The 16979-nt window shown below is 55.6% G+C and carries 17 protein-coding genes and 1 riboswitch; of the genes, 5 read left to right on the forward strand and 12 right to left on the reverse strand.

From position 1 onward, the window contains the following. Positions 1-183: 183 nt before the first annotated feature. The 3 genes from KGA69_RS07550 to uspA form a co-directional block, all read right to left on the reverse strand. Positions 184-567 (reverse strand): hypothetical protein, encoded by a 384-nt coding sequence (locus tag KGA69_RS07550; RefSeq protein ID WP_045397151.1) that lies wholly within the window; start codon positions 565-567, stop codon positions 184-186. A 282-nt stretch (positions 568-849) separates the two neighbouring features. After that, complete coding sequence (dtpB, locus tag KGA69_RS07555) at positions 850-2298, reverse strand: dipeptide/tripeptide permease DtpB (RefSeq protein WP_239517927.1); 1449 nt, start codon at positions 2296-2298, stop codon at positions 850-852. A gap of 291 nt (positions 2299-2589) precedes the next feature. Next, positions 2590-3027 (reverse strand): universal stress protein UspA, encoded by a 438-nt coding sequence (gene uspA / locus KGA69_RS07560; RefSeq protein ID WP_004145166.1) that lies wholly within the window; start codon positions 3025-3027, stop codon positions 2590-2592. 384 nt (positions 3028-3411) lie between these two features. On the opposite strand from uspA, the gene uspB reads away from it, so the two are divergent. Next, on the forward strand, positions 3412-3747 hold the full coding sequence (uspB, locus tag KGA69_RS07565; protein WP_015703743.1) for a universal stress protein UspB: 336 nt from the start codon (positions 3412-3414) through the stop codon (positions 3745-3747). Between the two features lie 66 nt (positions 3748-3813). Here uspB and pitA read toward each other — a convergent pair whose 3' ends face one another. Continuing rightward, positions 3814-5310, reverse strand: coding sequence for an inorganic phosphate transporter PitA (gene pitA, locus KGA69_RS07570; protein ID WP_045397146.1), 1497 nt, complete (start codon positions 5308-5310; stop codon positions 3814-3816). Positions 5311-5540: 230 nt separating this feature from the next. On the opposite strand from pitA, the gene KGA69_RS07575 reads away from it, so the two are divergent. Further along, entirely contained in the window at positions 5541-6734 is a 1194-nt protein-coding gene (locus KGA69_RS07575) for a BaiN/RdsA family NAD(P)/FAD-dependent oxidoreductase (RefSeq protein WP_047047843.1), read from the forward strand. Between the two features lie 39 nt (positions 6735-6773). On the opposite strand, the gene KGA69_RS07580 is transcribed toward KGA69_RS07575, so the two are convergent. Then, positions 6774-7787: a magnesium transporter gene (locus KGA69_RS07580; protein WP_045397141.1), complete on the reverse strand. Its 1014-nt coding sequence runs from the start codon at positions 7785-7787 to the stop codon at positions 6774-6776. Positions 7788-7843: 56 nt separating this feature from the next. Next, positions 7844-8025, reverse strand: a riboswitch (M-box (ykoK) riboswitch). A gap of 168 nt (positions 8026-8193) precedes the next feature. Between KGA69_RS07580 and KGA69_RS07585 the strand changes: the two genes are divergently transcribed. Beyond that, positions 8194-8553 carry a type II toxin-antitoxin system HicB family antitoxin gene (locus tag KGA69_RS07585; protein ID WP_015703740.1) on the forward strand — a complete coding sequence of 120 codons (360 nt, stop codon included), beginning with the start codon at positions 8194-8196 and terminating at the stop codon, positions 8551-8553. Positions 8554-8580: 27 nt separating this feature from the next. Here the strand turns inward: KGA69_RS07585 and nikR are convergent, their stop codons facing one another. The 7 genes from nikR to KGA69_RS07620 form a co-directional block, all read right to left on the reverse strand. Then, the gene (gene nikR / locus KGA69_RS07590) at positions 8581-8982 is read right to left on the reverse strand and encodes a nickel-responsive transcriptional regulator NikR (protein ID WP_049059221.1); all 402 of its coding nucleotides are present in this window, start codon (positions 8980-8982) and stop codon (positions 8581-8583) included. Continuing rightward, positions 8970-9761, reverse strand: coding sequence for a nickel import ATP-binding protein NikE (gene nikE, locus KGA69_RS07595; RefSeq protein ID WP_213292951.1), 792 nt, complete (start codon positions 9759-9761; stop codon positions 8970-8972). Before nikE ends, nikR begins: the two co-directional genes overlap by 13 nt. Continuing rightward, positions 9758-10522: a nickel import ATP-binding protein NikD gene (gene nikD / locus KGA69_RS07600; RefSeq protein ID WP_045397129.1), complete on the reverse strand. Its 765-nt coding sequence runs from the start codon at positions 10520-10522 to the stop codon at positions 9758-9760. The genes nikE and nikD overlap by 4 nt, the downstream gene beginning before the upstream one ends. Beyond that, positions 10522-11355: a nickel ABC transporter permease subunit NikC gene (nikC, locus tag KGA69_RS07605; RefSeq protein ID WP_213292953.1), complete on the reverse strand. Its 834-nt coding sequence runs from the start codon at positions 11353-11355 to the stop codon at positions 10522-10524. Before nikC ends, nikD begins: the two co-directional genes overlap by 1 nt. After that, the gene (gene nikB / locus KGA69_RS07610; protein WP_213293133.1) at positions 11352-12296 is read right to left on the reverse strand and encodes a nickel ABC transporter permease subunit NikB; all 945 of its coding nucleotides are present in this window, start codon (positions 12294-12296) and stop codon (positions 11352-11354) included. The genes nikC and nikB overlap by 4 nt, the downstream gene beginning before the upstream one ends. Then, on the reverse strand, positions 12296-13864 hold the full coding sequence (nikA, locus tag KGA69_RS07615; protein WP_213292955.1) for a nickel ABC transporter substrate-binding protein: 1569 nt from the start codon (positions 13862-13864) through the stop codon (positions 12296-12298). Before nikA ends, nikB begins: the two co-directional genes overlap by 1 nt. Before the next feature lie 117 nt (positions 13865-13981). After that, the gene (locus tag KGA69_RS07620; RefSeq protein ID WP_049059225.1) at positions 13982-14842 is read right to left on the reverse strand and encodes a LysR family transcriptional regulator; all 861 of its coding nucleotides are present in this window, start codon (positions 14840-14842) and stop codon (positions 13982-13984) included. Between the two features lie 97 nt (positions 14843-14939). Between KGA69_RS07620 and KGA69_RS07625 the strand changes: the two genes are divergently transcribed. Beyond that, a complete protein-coding gene (locus KGA69_RS07625) occupies positions 14940-15446 on the forward strand; it encodes a phenolic acid decarboxylase (protein WP_026612202.1) in 507 nt (168 codons plus the stop codon). 393 nt (positions 15447-15839) lie between these two features. After that, positions 15840-16979, forward strand: coding sequence for a UDP-4-amino-4-deoxy-L-arabinose aminotransferase (gene arnB, locus KGA69_RS07630; protein ID WP_045397116.1), 1140 nt, complete (start codon positions 15840-15842; stop codon positions 16977-16979).

Here is a 16979-nt window from a genome sequence, read left to right on the forward strand (position 1 = left end):
AAGTAATTAATCATGATGGCTGACACTACTGGTGCTGGCGATCTCAAAATCCCCCGGTGGCGCTGCCGCTTACCGGGGCTACAGCACGATGCGATTTGGTAGCCCGGAGAAGGCGCAACGCGCCGCGTCCGGGAAAAACCCTTAAAAAGTTGCCAACCGATAACAGTATCTACTTAATAAGGCCTAATGAGGCCAACTATTCTGAAAGAAATCATTCTCTAATAGATAGCTTAAGTTTTCAGCCTGCCATGGGCAACCGAGGCATTTGCCGGGCATTTCAACTTCAATGGGCGCGATCGGATTGGTATATATGAGCGCGAACTTTCGCCAGAGAACGTTGCGCATTTTAATTTCGCGTATATCAGTATAAGGGATGCGCTGGTAATTATCTTTGTAATCATAAAACAATGAAAGATTGAGCTGGACTATTTGTGTATCGGCGAAGTACAGCACCGCTGGCTTCGAACGAATAAGACCATGAACATATTTCCGTTCATCAATGGTTTCATTTGGCAATAATTCGCTCAGTATCTGGAGCAAGTTATCCCTTTTAAACCCATTATTCATAATAATTCCTTTTATATTATTCGCCGCATGATTACGTATAAATATGAACGTAGTTTGCCATTTTTATGAGGTGAGGCCTGACGCGCTGTAATGTACTCTAGCATAATAAGGCGGGGAAAAAGTGTGGTGGGGAGAAAACTGAGAATTATGCTTGCTCTACTACAGACATATTATAAATATATATTAAAGCCAGCTTTTCATTTGTTCTCTAGATTAAAATAATGGCGGCCGTTGCCGCCTTTTATTCTCGCCCCGGCGGTTGTCGCCGGGGCGGCTAACGGGTTACTCGGCGCTGGCTGGGGTATTTATCATCCGGTTCAGCCACGGCACCATAAAGGCCATCACCACCGTCACCGCCAGGGTCACGAGGCCAATTTTACTGAACACGTTGGTGTAGATCGGTAGCGTCTGCAGGGGGTCGGTTATATTTTCCGGTACCGCGGTGAAGGTCGCGACATAGCCGCCCATCAGGAACGCGGCGGCCTGAGTCAGGAACCACATCCCCAGAATAAAGCCCATCAGCCGCTGCGGCACCAGCGCGGCAACCATCGCCAGTCCCAGGGCGCTAATCAGCAGTTCGCCGAGACTCTGGAACAGATAAACCAGCACGATAAACCACGGCGAGGTCAGTCCCTGCGGGTCGGCAAACCACATCCCGGCCGCCGCGGCGGTCAGAAAGCCCAGCGCGCACAGGAACATGCCGAGAGTGAATTTCATCGGCATGGTCAGGTCTTTGCCTTTGTTGCCAAGACGGGTGTAGATAGCCGCCAGTACCGGGCTGGCGACCACCACCCAGAACGGATTCAACGCCTGGAAACTCACCGGGTTAATCGTCATGCCGAGAATGTCGTGATGCACGTTATTGATGGCGAAGAAGTTGAGCGAGGTCGGCATCTGGGCGTACAGGATATAAAACACCACCGCTTCGAGCATCAGGATGAAGGCGACGAACATCTTGTTGCGGCCGGTTTTATCGAGGCGAAAAGCTTCGCGGAAGAAGAAAATCGTCACCACGATGGACAGCACAATCAGCACCAGGTTGGCGATTTTAACGTTATGCATCAGCCAGGCGCAGAGGAAAATCATCACCACGGTGCCGACCAGCACGTACAGCAGATTACGGAAACTCAGCGGCTGGTGATCCGGGGTGGAACCGATATCTTTCACCATTCCGCGGCAGGCGAAGTAGACCAGCAACGCGACGATAAGCCCGGCGCCGCACAGGTTGTAGGTTACCGCGTAGCCAAACTTATCGGCAATAACCGGCGCCAGCGACAGCGACAGCAGCGAACCGATGTTAATCGACATATAAAACAGGGTGAAGGCGCCGTCGAGACGGGCATCTTTAGGCGGATAGCATTTTGACAGTAGGCTCGCGGGATTGGCTTTAAACAGACCGTTGCCGACGGCGATCGTGCCAAGCGCGATAAAGATAAGATCGGGTTTGAGCAGCGACAGGCCGGTCATAAAGTAGCCGATAGCCAGCACGACGGCGCCGAGCACCAGCGTGCGTTTGGTTCCCAGCAGATGGTCACCGACATAGCCGCCAATGGAAATGAGGCCGTAGACCAGCGCCGCGAAGGCGCCAAAGGTGATAAATGCCTGTTCCTGAGAGAAACCAAGCTGTTTAACAAAGAACACCGCCAGGATGCCCTGGACGCCGTAATAGCCAAAACGCTCCCATAACTCTACAAAAAAGATCATGAAGAACGGACGGGGTTGCTGCAGCAAGCCCGTAGGTGCAGTTGTTTTCATATTCCTTCGCCTTTTAGTGCTATCCCAAAAAGTATGAACGCGTCTGCCAAAACGCGCCGAAAAAGTCTGATGACCCATCATGATGCGGTCATTGGCTGAATGTATAGATTATTATATAGATATTATTTCTGATAAATGGTTGATCACACTAACCGATATTAATTATCTGGATTGATATCCTGATGTGGTCGGTGCGCTTCAGGCGGGATACAGCATAAAAACAAAAACGCCCGCAGGTGCGGGCGTTGGCTGGCGAGGAGAAGCGGATTATTCGTCTTCTTCGTCGCGCAACGGTACGATCAGCATATCAACGTGAACGGTGTTGATCAACTGACGCGCGGAGGACATCAGCTTGCTCCAGAAGTCCTGATGGTGACCGCAGACCACCAGGTCCATATCGTATTTTTTGATCGCGTCGACCAGCACCTGGCCAAGATCGCCGCTGCCGCTCAGGGTTTCGGTAATCGGGTAGCCGGCGTTAGTGGAAAGCTCGGTCAGCGCGTGGTGCGTCTCTTCAGAGATGCGTTTCTGCATGTCGCCCAGATTGACATCGATAAGACCGGTGTAGAGGTCGGAGTAATTCACATCCACGTGAATCAGGGAAACTTTCGCATTGTAGGGGCGCGCCATAGAAACCGCTTTCTCTACCAGCACTTTGCTTTCCGGTGATAGGTCTACTGCAATAAGAATGTGTTTGTAAGCCATAGTGTTACTCCTTCCATAAGTTGTCGATGACCGTTGGACCAGACAGCCTGTGCTGCCGATTCGCCCGCGTCCTGCAAGCTAGATTCGCGGGGGGCTAAGCCTTTAAGGACTTAATTGTAGAAGATAATTTCTACAATATAGCGCCCCTCGCACTCCGTCAATGCACCTGGTTCACCCTTAGTTAAACAAATTATTCCGTCTTACGTATTGATAACGATTAACCTTGTGGTAAAAAAATTAACTGATCTCCTACACTATTTAATGAGCCGGTTGGATAAATAAACGTGACCGGTATCGCACTCTTTTACTGTACGGTGGGTTGGATGATATTGGGGAGCGGTAGTCCCGGAGGGATCTCCGTGGATGGGTCGCCGGGGAGGAAGTATGATCAGCACTGTTGCGCTGTTTTGGGCCCTGTGTATCGTTTGTGTGGTGAATATGGCACGCTACTTCTCATCGTTGCGTGCATTATTGGTTGTGCTACGTGGTTGCGATCCCTTGCTCTATCAATATGTTGATGGCGGAGGTTTTTTCACCTCGCATGGGCAGCCCAGTAAACAAATGCGGCTGGTTTGGTATATCTATGCCCAACGATATCGCGATCATCATGATGACGAGTTTATTCGTCGCTGTGAGCGTGTTCGCCGGCAGTTCATCCTGACCAGCGCGCTATGTGGTCTGGTGCTGGTGAGTATGATTGCGCTGCTTATCTGGCATTGAGCTGCGCTGAATAGACGGCAAAAAAAATGGGCCAGTTTCCTGACCCATTTTTCGCATGACTACTGCTTAGATAAGCTTCAGAGCCAGCCAGTACAGCACGCCTGACAGCAAAATGGCTGCCGGCAGGGTGAGAACCCATGCCATCAGGATGCTGGTGACGGTTTTCTTCTGCAGGCCGCCGCCATCAACGAGCATCGTCCCCGCAACCGAGGAGGAGAGCACGTGGGTGGTAGAAACAGGCATCCCGGTGTAGCTTGCAAGGCCGATAGACACCGCAGCGGTCATCTGTGCGGACATACCTTGCGCGTAGGTCATACCCTTCTTACCAATCTTCTCGCCGATAGTGGTCGCCACGCGGCGCCAGCCGATCATGGTACCAATACCCAGCGCCAGCGCGACCGCCATAATGATCCAGATTGGCGCATACTCGATGGTGCTCAGCATATCGGTTTTCAGTTTCTTCAGCAGGCGCTGGTCGTCAGAGCTCACATCCGGCAGTTTGGCCACTTTGTCGGTGGTGTCGGAGATGCAGAGCATAATACGACGCAGCTGGCCGCGCTGATCCACTGACAGCGAATCGTAGCTTTCCGTTCCGGTGAGCATCGTCTTCACGCGGTCAAGCGCATTGATGGTGTTCGCCGGATGGCAGTGGAACTCGCCGTTGGCCGCGGTGTTGGTCTCCGGCGACGGAACCAGTTGATCAACGCCGGTGGCTTTCTTCAGCAGCTCAGGACGCTGTTGGAAGAAGGTTTCCACGTTGTTGACCGCATCGCGGGTACGAGTGATTTCGTAACCTGACGCGTTCATGTTGACCACGAAGCCCGCCGGCGCGACGCCAATCAGTACCAGCATGACCAGACCAATGCCTTTCTGCCCATCGTTGGCGCCGTGCGAGAACGACACGCCAATAGCGGACAGGATCAGCGCGATACGGGTCCAGAACGGCGGTTTTTTCTTACCGTCTTTCTTTTCGCGTTCCGCTGGGGTCAGGTGGATACGAGCACGTTTTTTGGTACCGCTCCAGTAACGACGCAGAATGAAAATCAGGCCGCCCGCTACCACCAGGCCAACGATCGGCGAGACGATAAGCGAGGCAAAAATGCCGATGACTTTCGGGATATTCAGCGCATCCACCACTGAAGTACCGGTCATCAGCGCATTGGTTAAACCAATACCGATGATGGCGCCAATCAGGGTGTGAGAACTGGAGGCCGGGAGGCCAAAATACCAGGTTCCGAGGTTCCAGATGATGGCCGCCAGCAGCATAGAGAACACCATGGCGAGGCCATGTGCGGAACCCATGTTAAGCAGCAGGTCCGTTGGCAGCATATGCACGATGGCATAGGCTACGCTGAGACCGCCCAGCAGAACGCCGAAAAAGTTGAAGAGTGCCGCCATCGCAACAGCAAGCTGCGACCGCATTGCGCGAGTGTAGATCACCGTTGCAACAGCGTTTGCGGTATCATGAAAACCGTTAATCGCTTCGTAAAACAGTACAAAAGCTAAAGCAAGCAATAATAATAGTCCGGTATGTAAATCCAGACCGGCAAATAAATGTAGCATAGGACGTTACGCCATTTTGAGGACATGAACGCGGCGCATTATCAGTGACTTTAGCGGCGCGGGCAAAGTGAAATATAGACTTTTTTTGATTTTCTTCCTGTTTGGGTTTTACCCGGTTGGGAGTAATCCTATATCTTTCAAAGACGTAACTGAATGTTGTTTTTTTCGTGCTGGTGTGACCAGAGTGAAATATTTACAATTCCCGACAATTCGGGAATGAGGAAAGTTGAGTGGAAAGGTTTGATGCCATTGTGATCGGCGCCGGTGCGGCGGGAATGTTTTGTGCGGCGCAGGCGGGGCAGTTGGGCTGCCGGGTGCTGCTGCTCGATAATGGCAAAAAGCCGGGGCGCAAAATCCTGATGTCCGGCGGCGGACGCTGCAACTTTACCAACATGTATGTCGAACCCGCGGCATATCTCAGCCAAAACCCGCATTTTTGCAAATCTGCGCTGGCGCGCTACACCCAGTGGGATTTTATAGAACTGGTCGGTAAATATGGCATTGCCTGGCATGAGAAAACGCTGGGCCAGCTGTTTTGTGATGATTCAGCGGAGCAAATCGTCAATCTGCTGCTGTCGGAATGTGAAAAGGGCGGCGTACAGATCCGTCTGCGCAGCGAAATTCTTAGCGTCGAGCGCGATGAACAAGGCTACCGGCTACAGGTTAACGGTGAAACGCTGGCGGCGAAGAAGCTGGTGATCGCCTCCGGCGGCCTGTCGATGCCGGGGCTCGGCGCGTCGCCGTTTGGCTACAAGGTAGCCGAGCAGTTTGGCCTGAAGGTATTGCCGACCCGCGCCGGGCTGGTGCCGTTTACCCTGCATAAACCGCTGCTTGAACAGCTGCAGGTGCTTTCCGGCGTTTCGGTTCCTGCTACCATTACCGCCGAGAACGGTACGCTGTTCCGCGAAAATTTGCTGTTTACCCATCGCGGCCTTTCCGGCCCGGCGGTGCTGCAGATTTCCAGCTACTGGCAGCCCGGCGAGTTTGTCACCGTCAACCTGCTGCCGGACTGCGATCTTGAGGCGTTCCTCAACGAGCAGCGGGGCGCTCATCCGAACCAAAGCCTGAAAAATACCCTCGCGATGCAGTTGCCGAAGCGGCTGGTCGAATGTTTACAGCAGCTTGGGCAAATACCTGATGTGACACTGAAGCAACTGAACGTTCGCGATCAGCAGGCACTGGTGGAGACGCTAACCGCGTGGCGCGTGCAGCCGAACGGCACTGAAGGTTATCGTACTGCGGAAGTGACGCTCGGCGGCGTGGATACCAACGAGCTTTCGTCACGCACCATGGAGGCGCGCAAAGCGCCGGGGCTTTACTTTATCGGTGAAGTGATGGACGTCACCGGTTGGCTCGGCGGCTATAACTTCCAGTGGGCGTGGTCAAGCGCCTGGGCCTGCGCGCAGGCATTGGCGGAAATTTAATCCGAGAGCCCGGGCACCCTGGCGCCCGGGCTGTTTCGATCAGTTCAGCCCAAGAAAATACTGGGCGATTTTGAAATAGATAATCAGCCCGGTGCCATCAATCAGCGTGGCGATAAACGGCGCGGAAACCACCGCCGGGTCGATACCGATCCGCTTAAGCAACATCGGAATAACCGAAGACACCACCGCGCTCCACAGAGTAATGCAGACCAGCGTCAGGCTGACGATCAGCGTGATTTCCATGCCAATCCCCATCATCCAGGCGCGCAGGCAGCCCGCCAGACCCAGGGTCAGGGCAATCAGAAACGAGGTCGACACCTCTTTGCGGATAACCCGTCCCATGTCACGTAAGCGGACTTCACCCAACGCCATCGAACGCACCAGCGTTGAGGTTATCTGAGTTCCGCTGTTGCCGCCGGTGCCGATCAGTAACGGGATGAAGAAGGCCAGCGCGATGGCAGATTCCAGCGCCTCTTCAAAATGCTGTAGCACGCTGCTGGTGTAGGCTTCGGCAACAAATAACAGTAGCAGCCAGACCGAGCGTTTCTTCCACAGCGTCCACGGACTGATTTCCAGATACGGTTTTTCCAGCGGTAGCGTCGCCCCTTGCAGCTGGGCGTCTTCGGTGACGTCATCCTCCAGCAGATGGGCTATCTCCTTTTCCATCAGGCAGCCGACCAGCTCGCCTTTATCGACAACCGGCACCAGATCGAGGCCGCGCTCGGTGAGTTCGGCAATGACCTGAGGGCGCTCATCGTCGGGTTTAACGCGGAACAGACAGCTGTCCATCAGGTAGCGAATAGACTGGCCTACCTCTACCTCCTGCAATAGTTTTTTGACTGATAAGCTGCCGCGCAGCTTGTTACCGGCGACGACAAATACCTGGCCGGGGATATCGTCGCTGGCGAGCTGCGAGATAAAGTGTTCACGCGCCTCATGGACGCTGAAATGTTCCTGCAACGTAATAAAATCGGTACGCATGTACTGGGCGATCGCATCGCCGTCGAAGCCAGAGGTCGCCTGATGCGCGGCGCAGAGTTGAATGGAAGACATGATTAAAATCCCTATAAAAAATCACTCATAGGGGCGAACAAGACAGGGTTAGCGCAGGCAGATCCCTACGTCCTGGTTTTAGCACTGCATAACGTATCTGAACGGTTATGACCGCCAGAAGTTACCTTGGCAACACCTTGATTCGATGGAAGCCTGTATTTCCCTGAGTGGTCTCTCTCGATACCAACAGGGCGGTAACTTGTATTTATGCAGGAGCCTCGCCATAACGAGATCGTTAAATGAGGCGCCATTATTGGCGAACAGGGATAATTCACAAAGCGTATAGTTTATGTGGTTTATCAACTGTTGATAAACAAAGTTTGCCTGGTAAGAAGTTGACTTCACATTGTGCTATCAGAAAAATGATTTCAGTAGGTGAACTCATGCGGCAAGGAGGGGTAAAACCATGATCAAACCTAAAACGCCAAATTCAATGGAGATTGCCGGGCAGCCTGCTGTTATCAACTACGTGCCTGAACTCAATGCATTCCGCGGTAAGTTCCTGGGATTATCAGGATATTGCGATTTTGTTTCCGATAGCATTCAAGGGTTACAACAGGAGGGCGAGATATCATTACAGGAATATCTTGCTGATTGTCGTGAAGCGGGCATCGAGCCTTACGCTCAGCCGGAAAAGCTGAAAACCTTCACATTGCGCTATCCTGAATCATTTGGCGAGCGTCTTAGCTCCGCCGCTGCAGAGGAGCAGGTTTCCGTAAATACCTGGATCCTTGAGACGCTCAATGAACGTCTCAAACAGGCTTAAAACAGTCTGCATCAAATTGCCATCGTTTTAATTATCATCCGCTAAACACTGCAAATGCCCATGCCGCACGCCGCGCTGGGCAATCACCTCGTCGGCAAAATGCTGTACTTCGTCCATGTTGCCTTTCAGCACCGCGATCTCCAGACAGTCATCATGATTGATGTGGACATGTAACGTGGCGACCGAGAGATCGTGATGCTGATGCGAAGAGGCGACCAGCCGGCTCGCCAGTTCGCGTTTTTCATGCTCATACACGTACGACAGGACCGCATAGCCGCGCTGCGCCGCCTGTTGCAGCGGATTGTGGTGGAGCGCGTCACGCAGAATATCGCGCACCGCTTCTGAGCGGTTGTGATAGCCGCGGTGGGCGCTGTGCGCGTCGAGCGCGGCCAGCAGGTCATCATCCAGAGTCAGGGTTACGCGCTGCATGGCATGGCCTCGTTAAGCAGAGTGTGGGGAAAGGGCGGGAGCACCGCGCGCTGTAGCGCCTGTCCGGCAGCGGATGTAAGGCGCAGCGGCAGACTAACCGTTGCCGTTTCGACGATACGTCCGCTCTCCATCACCAGCACCCGCTGGCAAAAACGCTCCACCAGCCGCAGGTCGTGGGTGATGAACAGGCAGGCGGTGGCGAACTGCGCCTGCAGGCGTTTGAGCAGGGCGATAATTTCCGCCTGAAGCATCAGATCGAGATTCGATACCGCTTCGTCGAGAATTAATAGCTGCGGCCGGACCACCAGCGCCCGCGCCAGGCACACGCGCTGCAGCTGTCCGCCGCTGAGCTGCGCCGGACGCTTGTCGAGCAGCGCCGGGGCGAGGTCAACCGCCAGCAGCATCTCCTCCACCCGCTGCGTACGCTCATCGTGCGATAAACTAAACAGGTGCCGCAGCGGCTCGTTGATAATCTCGCGCACCGTTTTGCGCGGATTCACCGCGCTAATGGCATCCTGAAACACCAGCTGAATATCGCGGCGAAAGGCGCCGATCGCCTCCCCCTTCAGGGAGGTCAGCGACGCGCCGCGCCAGGCGACCTCGCCATACCGCGGCGTTTCGAGACCGACCAGCATCCGCGCCAGGGTACTTTTGCCGCAGCCGCTGCGCCCGAGCAGCGCCATCGTTTCACCGGAGGCGATGTCGAACTGGATATCGCGCAATACCGGGCCATGATGGGGGTAATCGTGGCTCACTGCGTTTACGCTGAGTAAATTCATGGTGTTTTCTCCAGGCCATACAGCGCCAGATGAGCGGCCAGCAGGCGCTGGCTGAGCGAGTGCTGCGGGGCGCTAAATAGCGTGTTAACGTCGCAGCGTTCAACAATACGACCGTTTTCCATCACCGCCACGTCATGCGCCAGCCGGGCGACAACGCCCATATCATGGGTCACCAGCAGCAGCCCCTGTCCGCGGTTGGCGACGATATCCGCCAGCAGGTCGAGAATGCGCGCCTGGGCGACGGCATCAAGGTCGGTGGTCGGCTCGTCGGCGATAATAAACGGCGCGCGGCTGAGCAGGGCCAGGGCCACCATCATCCGCTGCAGCATGCCGCCGCTCATCTCGAAGGGGTAGCGCTTAAGTAGCGAGAGCGGATTTTCCAGCCCCACTTCTTCCATCGTTGCCAGCAGGGCGGCGTTATTGACTTCGTAACCTGTCGCCCGACAGGTCTCCCGCGCATGCGCCGCCATGGTGTGCAGCGGATTAAAGGCGCTGCGCGGATTTTGCATAATGGTGGCGATGGTCGCGCCGCGCAGCTGTTCGCCGTACACCGGGATACCATCGAGCAGCACCCGGCCCGCGGTTTGCCTGACGCCGGGCGGTAAAATACCGAGCGTGGCGGCGCAGGTCAGCGATTTACCGCTGCCGCTACTGCCGAGCAGCGCCAGCACCTGACCGCGGCGCAGGGTAAGGGAAACGTCGCTGACCAGCGGACGGTCGGCGACGAGCGAAAGTTGTTCCAGTTGGATCTTTTGCGGCATCAGTGGTTATGCTCCGCGATCAGCTGAGGATCGAGACGATCGCGCAGCGCGTCGCCCACCAGATTAAAAGCCATCACGCTGATAAACAGCGCCAGTCCGGGCCAGACCATTTGCAGCGGCTGCGTCCAGATGTACTGGCGGGCGTCGTTGATCATCACCCCCCATTCCGCCGTTGGCGCGCTGACGCCGAGGCCGAGGAACGACATCCCGGCTACGTGGAGCATCATATGACCGATATCCAGCGAGGCGAGCACCAGCAGCGAAGGGAGCACCGCACTGGCCAGATGGTCACGGAACAACGGCCAATGTCCCGCGCCGCTCAGGCGCGCGGCGAGAATAAACTCGCGCTGGCGCAGAGAGACCACCAGGTTACGCACCATCCTTGCGTACCAGGCCCAGTGCGACAGCGCAATGGCGATAATCACGTTGCTAAGACCGGTACCGAGTACGCCGACCATAAAGAACGAAAGTATTGAGGTCGGGAAGGTCATAAATAGCTCGGCCAGGCGCATCAGGCCGCGATCGACGCGGCCGCCCACCATCCCGGCGCTGCCGCCGACCGTAAGGCCTATCAGCAGCACCAGCAGTAGGCAGGCCATCACCGCGCCCAGCGAGACGCGGGTGGCGGCCAGCAGGCGCGAGAAAATATCCCGGCCGAGATGATCGGTGCCGAGCCAGTGGGCGTCGCCTGGAGAGAGCAGACGTTGATGGAGATCGATGGCCGCCGGGTCATAGGGCAGCCACCAGCCGCTGCTCATGGCGATTGCCGCCAGCAGCGCAATAATGAGTAGCGCCAGTTTTACCGGCCAGCGGAAGGTCGCGAACAGCGTCATACGACGGCCTCCTCATGGCGGCGCAGGCGCGGATCGAGCGCGGCGTTAAGCAGGTCGACCGCCAGATTGGCCAGCACGAACACTGCCACCATCATCAGGGTAAAGCATTGGATCACCGGGTAGTCGCGATTGAAAATCGCGGAAACCGCATAGCGACCGACGCCGGGCCAGGCGAAGATATTTTCGATGATCATCGTGCCGCCAATCAGCTCGCCGATGTGCATACCCAGTGCCGTCACCACCGGCAAGGTCGCGTTACGCAGCACGTGCCGCCGCTCAATCTGACCTTCGCTCAGCCCGCGCAGACGCGCCCAGACCACGTGGCGCTGGCTGGACACTTCCAGCATGCTGGCGCGCAGCAGACGGGCATTGATCGCCAGCGACATCAGGGCGATGGAAAACGCCGGCAGCAGCAGATGTCGCCAGCCGCCGTAGCCCATCGCCGGTAGCCAGCGCAGATGGACGGAAAAGAACATTACCAGCAAAAAGGCCAGCCAGAAGTTGGGCATTGAGACGCCGAGAAAGGCAATCAAACGTACGGCGAAATCGGGTAAGCGGTCGCGATGGCGCGCGGCCCAGATCCCCAGCGGCAGCGAGGTCAGCAGAATAATCACCAGCGCCGCGCCGGTGAGTTGCAGCGTCGCCGGCAGAAAATGCAGCAGGTCGTCCAGCACCGGGCGCTGGCTGGCGTAGGAGACGCCGAAATCGAGATGTAGCGCGCGCCACAGCCAGTGTAGATACTGCCGCGCCAGCGGCTGATTGAGCCCGAGCTGCTCGCGGGTAGCGGCAATCATTTCGCTGGTGGGTGGCACGTTGGAGAGACGCAGATAGTCCAGCGCCGGGTCGCCGGCGCCAAGACGTAACAACAGGAAGATGATCGCCGAGGCGGCAAGCAGCATCAACGGCAGCGGGAGCAGGCGGCGAAGAAGATATTTCAGCATCATGGTGCCACCGGCGTAATCAGCTCTAACGGCAGATCGGTGGTCACCGGCGCGAAGGGCACTTCGCCCAGCGTTTTGCGGGCGACGGACATCAGCGAGACGTAGCTTATCGGCAGATAGACCGCTTCGTTGTGCAGACGGGTGAGGATATCGCGATACAGTTCGCGACGGCGGCTCTCGTCGGTGGTGGTCAGGACCTCTCCTATCTCTTGATCAATGATTGCCTTATCCGGCAGGCCACGCTGCGCCTGATAGTCGGCGTGCGAAGGGACGCGCATCGAACTCATAAACGCGTGCGGGTCGAATGGCGCTCCCCAGGTATGGTTGAAGATCATCGTGAAGCGGCCATCGTGCTGGCGGGCATAGATACTGCTCTCCTCTTCGCCGACCAGCCCGACATCGATACCTACCTGGCGCAGGTCGGCCTGGATGATTTCCGCCATCGACTTAGCCAGCGCATCGGTGCTGATAAAAGCCAGTTCAAGTCGCAACGGGCGCCCGTCTTTTTCACGAATATCCTTGCCGGGCGTTAGCGTCCAGCCGGCGTTTTCCAGTAGCGTACGGGCCTTATCCGGATTGAAGCGGCGCGCCAGCAGGTTATCCGGCGCGTAAGGTACCGAGGGCGCGAAAAGCGTATCGGCGACCTGCTGAGTGCCGTACAGCACGCCGTCAATGAGCGCCTGTTTATTGACGGCATAGTTAAGCGCCTCGCGTACCGCCAGTTCATTCGTTGGCGCTTGCAGCGTATTGAGCGCCAGCATCACGGTTTGCGTCGGGGCGGAAAGACGCGTGCGGTACGCGTCCTGCTGGCGAAAACGGGCGAACGTATCCAGCGGCAATAGCCCTTCATCACCATACAGCAGATCAACTTCACCGGTTTCAAAGGCGACCGCCCGGCTGGTAGCATCAGGGATAACTTTCACGGTGACTTTCTCAAGCGCCGGTTTTTTGCCCCAGTAGCGCGGGTTGCGTACCAGTACATCCTGCTGATTAAGCTGCGAGCTGGCCAGCATCCACGGACCGGTGCCGATGGGCGCCTTGATGCCTCGCTGGGTACTACCGTCAACAAACTGCGAGGGGGCGATAAAACGAAACGGGCGGGGAAGGGCGAGTTCCTGCAGGAACGGGTAGTAGGCGCTTTTCAGGGTGATTTGTAGTTCGTTATCGCTGAGCGCTTGAACGTCCGTTATCTGATTGGTCAACTCCAGCCAGGCGTGCCGCTGGCGGTTGGCCAGCACCGCCTGAAAATTGGCCACCGCGGCCTGGGCGTTAAAAGGTTCGCCGTTGGAGAAGTAGACATCATCACGTAGGGTGAAACGCCAGATTTTACCATCGGCTGAGTGGATCCAGCGGGTAGCCAGCCAGGGGGTAACCCGGCCATTAGCCTGATATTTGACTAGCGGCTCATACACCATACTTTGGGCGAACATTTGGTTCGGCGTATACAGATGTGGATTGAGAGGACCGACGTTAACCGGCCAGGCGATGGCGATTTCATGCATGGCGGCGGGCGCGAGCAGAGGAATGCAGGCGCAGAGCGCCAGCAAGGTGGTGCGGAAAATAGACAAGGTTTACATCCAGAAGGAACGAAAAGTATGACGATTTTAATAATTTGTCATACTTAAGGAGTAACCTGGATCAATATGTTGGGAGAAAACCATAACAAAATCATATGTAGCATATGATTACGATTGTCTGAACAAATCCAGCAGGGTGGTGACCTGTTCATCGAGCGGCGCCAGATCCCGCTTGACTATCAAATGCAGCGGCGTGGCGCGGCGGGCGCCATGGCTCAGCGGCAGCGCTTTCAGCACGCCCTGTTCCAGGTGTGCGCGTATCCGCTCCTCCGGCAACCAGCCGAATCCCACCTGATACAGCACCGCATCTATAGCGGCATCAATAGTAGAAAAGGTCCAGGCATCGCGGGTGGATGAGGCGTCGCCGCTACGGTCGGCAATGCGGATCAGCGGCCAGGGGGCCAGCGCGTTGTCGTCAAGCAATTCATCCGATTGCGACAGCGGATGGTCGCGATGGGCGACCGCGATAAAGTCGATATTCATCAGCCATTCGCCGCGTCCGGTAATATCCTGGCGACGCGTTAAGACCATCACGTCGGCCTCGCTGCGGGCGGCGCTTGCCTCATCGACGTTTTCCAGCACTTCGGTCAGCCGAACCTGAGTTTGCGGGTAGCGTTGCTGAAACTGACGCAGAATGGCGAACAGCCGCTGGCGGGGGAAAATGCTGTCGACGACCAGATCCAGACGGGTGCGTACGCCGTTGCGCAGCGTCGCGGCGTGGGTCTCAACCCACGAAAAGGCCTTCAGTAACGGTTTCACCTGATTGAGCAGCAGTTCGCCAGCGGGCGTCAGCACCGCTCGCCGTCCGGACGGCGCCAGCAGCGCCACTCCTAAACGTTCCTGCAGCAGCGCCAGGTTATAGCTCACGGAAGACTGGCTGCGGTTGGTCTCTTCCGCGGCTTTGGCAAAGCTGCCCAGCTCAATCACTTTTTCCAATAGCGCCCATTGTTCCAGCGTGGTCTTGTGCATGATTCATCTAAAAATTAGATTATTTTCATCCAAACATAGCGTTATTCATTCAATTTTTAAAGCCGTATTCTTACCTCAACGAAACAGAGGAGAATAAATAATGAGCACTTTCGACAAACATGACCTCAGCGGCTTTATCGGTAAACATCTGGTTTATACCTACGACAACGGCTGGAACTACGAAATTTACGTTAAAAATGGCACCACTCTGGACTATCGTATTCACAGCGGCATCGTTGCCAACCGTTGGGTGAAAGACCAGCATGCGTACATCGTGCGGGTAGGCGAAAGCATTTATAAAATTTCCTGGACCGAACCAACCGGTACCGACGTCAGCCTGATCGTCAACCTGGGCGACAAACTGTTCCACGGCACTATATTCTTCCCCCGCTGGATCATGAATAACCCGGAAAAAACCGTCTGCTTCCAGAACGATCATATTCCGTTAATGAACGCCTATCGTGACGCCGGCCCGGCCTATCCGACCGAAGTGATTGATGAATTCGCGACTATCACCTTTGTTCGCGATTGCGGCGCGGATAATAACGATGTAATTAATTGCCCGGCTAATGAATTACCCGCAGATTTTCCTGCAAATTTGTAATACAGCAGAAATAATTCTGTGATCTAACGCTAATTTTTACCGATAGATTAAAACGTAAATAAAAATTTATTGCGGGCTGGTTGACGATTCGTTTACTTTTACCCGTTAAGCCCCAGTTTTCTCTATGAAACTGGGGCTTTTTGCTGCTGATTCCTGTCATAAGAAAATACTATCTATCTGATTCTAAATGAGATATTACTATTCTCGCGAAAAATATTAATTTCTTAATATTATCCTAAGCAACAGCGACTAGATTTATAACCGTCGAAATACCCTGGAATGAAATGTGGCGGTGAACCGACTTCATTTTCATTTTGTTTAAGTCCGCTGGCGCAGGATATTTCTTTCTACCGGCCCCCTTTTTTAGTGGGTTATTAATAGAACAGGAAAAAGATGAGCGAATTTCTGCCGTTTTCGCGCCCGTCGATGGGCGACGCAGAGCTGGCTGCGCTGCGTGAAGTTTTGCAATCAGGATGGATTACTACCGGTCCTAAAAACCAGGCGCTGGAAGAGGCATTTTGCCAACTGACCGGCAACCGCCACGCCATCGCCGTCAGCTCCGCTACCGGCGGTATGCACGTCACGCTAATGGCGATGGGCATTGGCCCTGGCGACGAAGTGATCACCCCTTCGCAAACCTGGGTGTCGACGCTGAATATGATCTGTCTGCTGGGCGCTACGCCGGTGATGATCGATGTCGATCACGACAATCTGATGATTACCCCCGAGGCGGTGGAAGCGGCGATCACCTCGCGGACGAAAGCGATTATTCCCGTCCACTACGCGGGCGCGCCTGCGGATATCGATGCGATCCGCGCCGTTGGCGAGCGCCACGGTATTCCGGTTATCGAAGATGCCGCGCATGCCGCGGGAACGCACTATAAGGGCCGCCACGTCGGCTGGCGCGGCACCGCGATTTTCTCGTTCCACGCGATCAAAAATATGACCTGCGCCGAAGGGGGGCTTATCGTCACCGATGATGACGAGCTGGCTTCCCGCATCCGCAGCCTCAAATTCCACGGCCTGGGTGTAGACGCCTACGACCGCCAGACCCACGGCCGCGCGCCGCAGGCGGAAGTGATTACCCCCGGCTTCAAATACAATCTGGCCGATATCAACGCCGCGCTGGCGCTGGTGCAGTTGGATAAGCTGGCGCAGGCGAATCAACGTCGCGCTGCAATCGCCCAGCGCTACCTGCGCGAGCTGGCGGATACCCCGTTTAAGCCGCTGACCGTTCCGGCATGGGATCACCAGCACGCCTGGCACCTGTTTATTATCCGCGTTGATGAAGCGGCCTGCGGCATCAGCCGCGATGCCCTGATGGAAAAACTCAAAGCCATGGGCATAGGCACCGGTCTGCACTTTCGCGCGGCCCATACGCAAAAGTATTACCGCGAGCGTTTTCCTGAAGTTTCGTTACCGAATACCGAATGGAACAGCGCGCGCATTTGTTCCATCCCGCTGTTCCCGGATATGACCGACGACGATGTCACCCGCGTCATTACCGCGCTACATCAGTTGTCAGGACGTTGA

It is taken from the genome of Klebsiella sp. A52, from assembly GCF_018388785.1.
Taxonomy (GTDB): Bacteria; Pseudomonadota; Gammaproteobacteria; order Enterobacterales; family Enterobacteriaceae; genus Klebsiella; species Klebsiella aerogenes.

What these genes read in the sequence shown, in the direction of transcription:
- KGA69_RS07550 (WP_045397151.1), bottom strand. Translation starts at nt 567, where the DNA reads ATGAATAATGGGTTTAAAAGGGATAACTTGCTCCAGATACTGAGCGAA.
- uspA (WP_004145166.1), bottom strand. Translation starts at nt 3,027, where the DNA reads ATGGCTTACAAACACATTCTTATTGCAGTAGACCTATCACCGGAAAGC.
- uspB (WP_015703743.1), top strand. Translation starts at nt 3,412, where the DNA reads ATGATCAGCACTGTTGCGCTGTTTTGGGCCCTGTGTATCGTTTGTGTG.
- pitA (WP_045397146.1), bottom strand. Translation starts at nt 5,310, where the DNA reads ATGCTACATTTATTTGCCGGTCTGGATTTACATACCGGACTATTATTA.
- KGA69_RS07580 (WP_045397141.1), bottom strand. Translation starts at nt 7,787, where the DNA reads ATGTCTTCCATTCAACTCTGCGCCGCGCATCAGGCGACCTCTGGCTTC.
- KGA69_RS07585 (WP_015703740.1), top strand. Translation starts at nt 8,194, where the DNA reads ATGATCAAACCTAAAACGCCAAATTCAATGGAGATTGCCGGGCAGCCT.
- nikR (WP_049059221.1), bottom strand. Translation starts at nt 8,982, where the DNA reads ATGCAGCGCGTAACCCTGACTCTGGATGATGACCTGCTGGCCGCGCTC.
- nikE (WP_213292951.1), bottom strand. Translation starts at nt 9,761, where the DNA reads ATGAATTTACTCAGCGTAAACGCAGTGAGCCACGATTACCCCCATCAT.
- nikD (WP_045397129.1), bottom strand. Translation starts at nt 10,522, where the DNA reads ATGCCGCAAAAGATCCAACTGGAACAACTTTCGCTCGTCGCCGACCGT.
- nikC (WP_213292953.1), bottom strand. Translation starts at nt 11,355, where the DNA reads ATGACGCTGTTCGCGACCTTCCGCTGGCCGGTAAAACTGGCGCTACTC.
- nikB (WP_213293133.1), bottom strand. Translation starts at nt 12,296, where the DNA reads ATGCTGAAATATCTTCTTCGCCGCCTGCTCCCGCTGCCGTTGATGCTG.
- KGA69_RS07620 (WP_049059225.1), bottom strand. Translation starts at nt 14,842, where the DNA reads ATGCACAAGACCACGCTGGAACAATGGGCGCTATTGGAAAAAGTGATT.
- arnB (WP_045397116.1), top strand. Translation starts at nt 15,840, where the DNA reads ATGAGCGAATTTCTGCCGTTTTCGCGCCCGTCGATGGGCGACGCAGAG.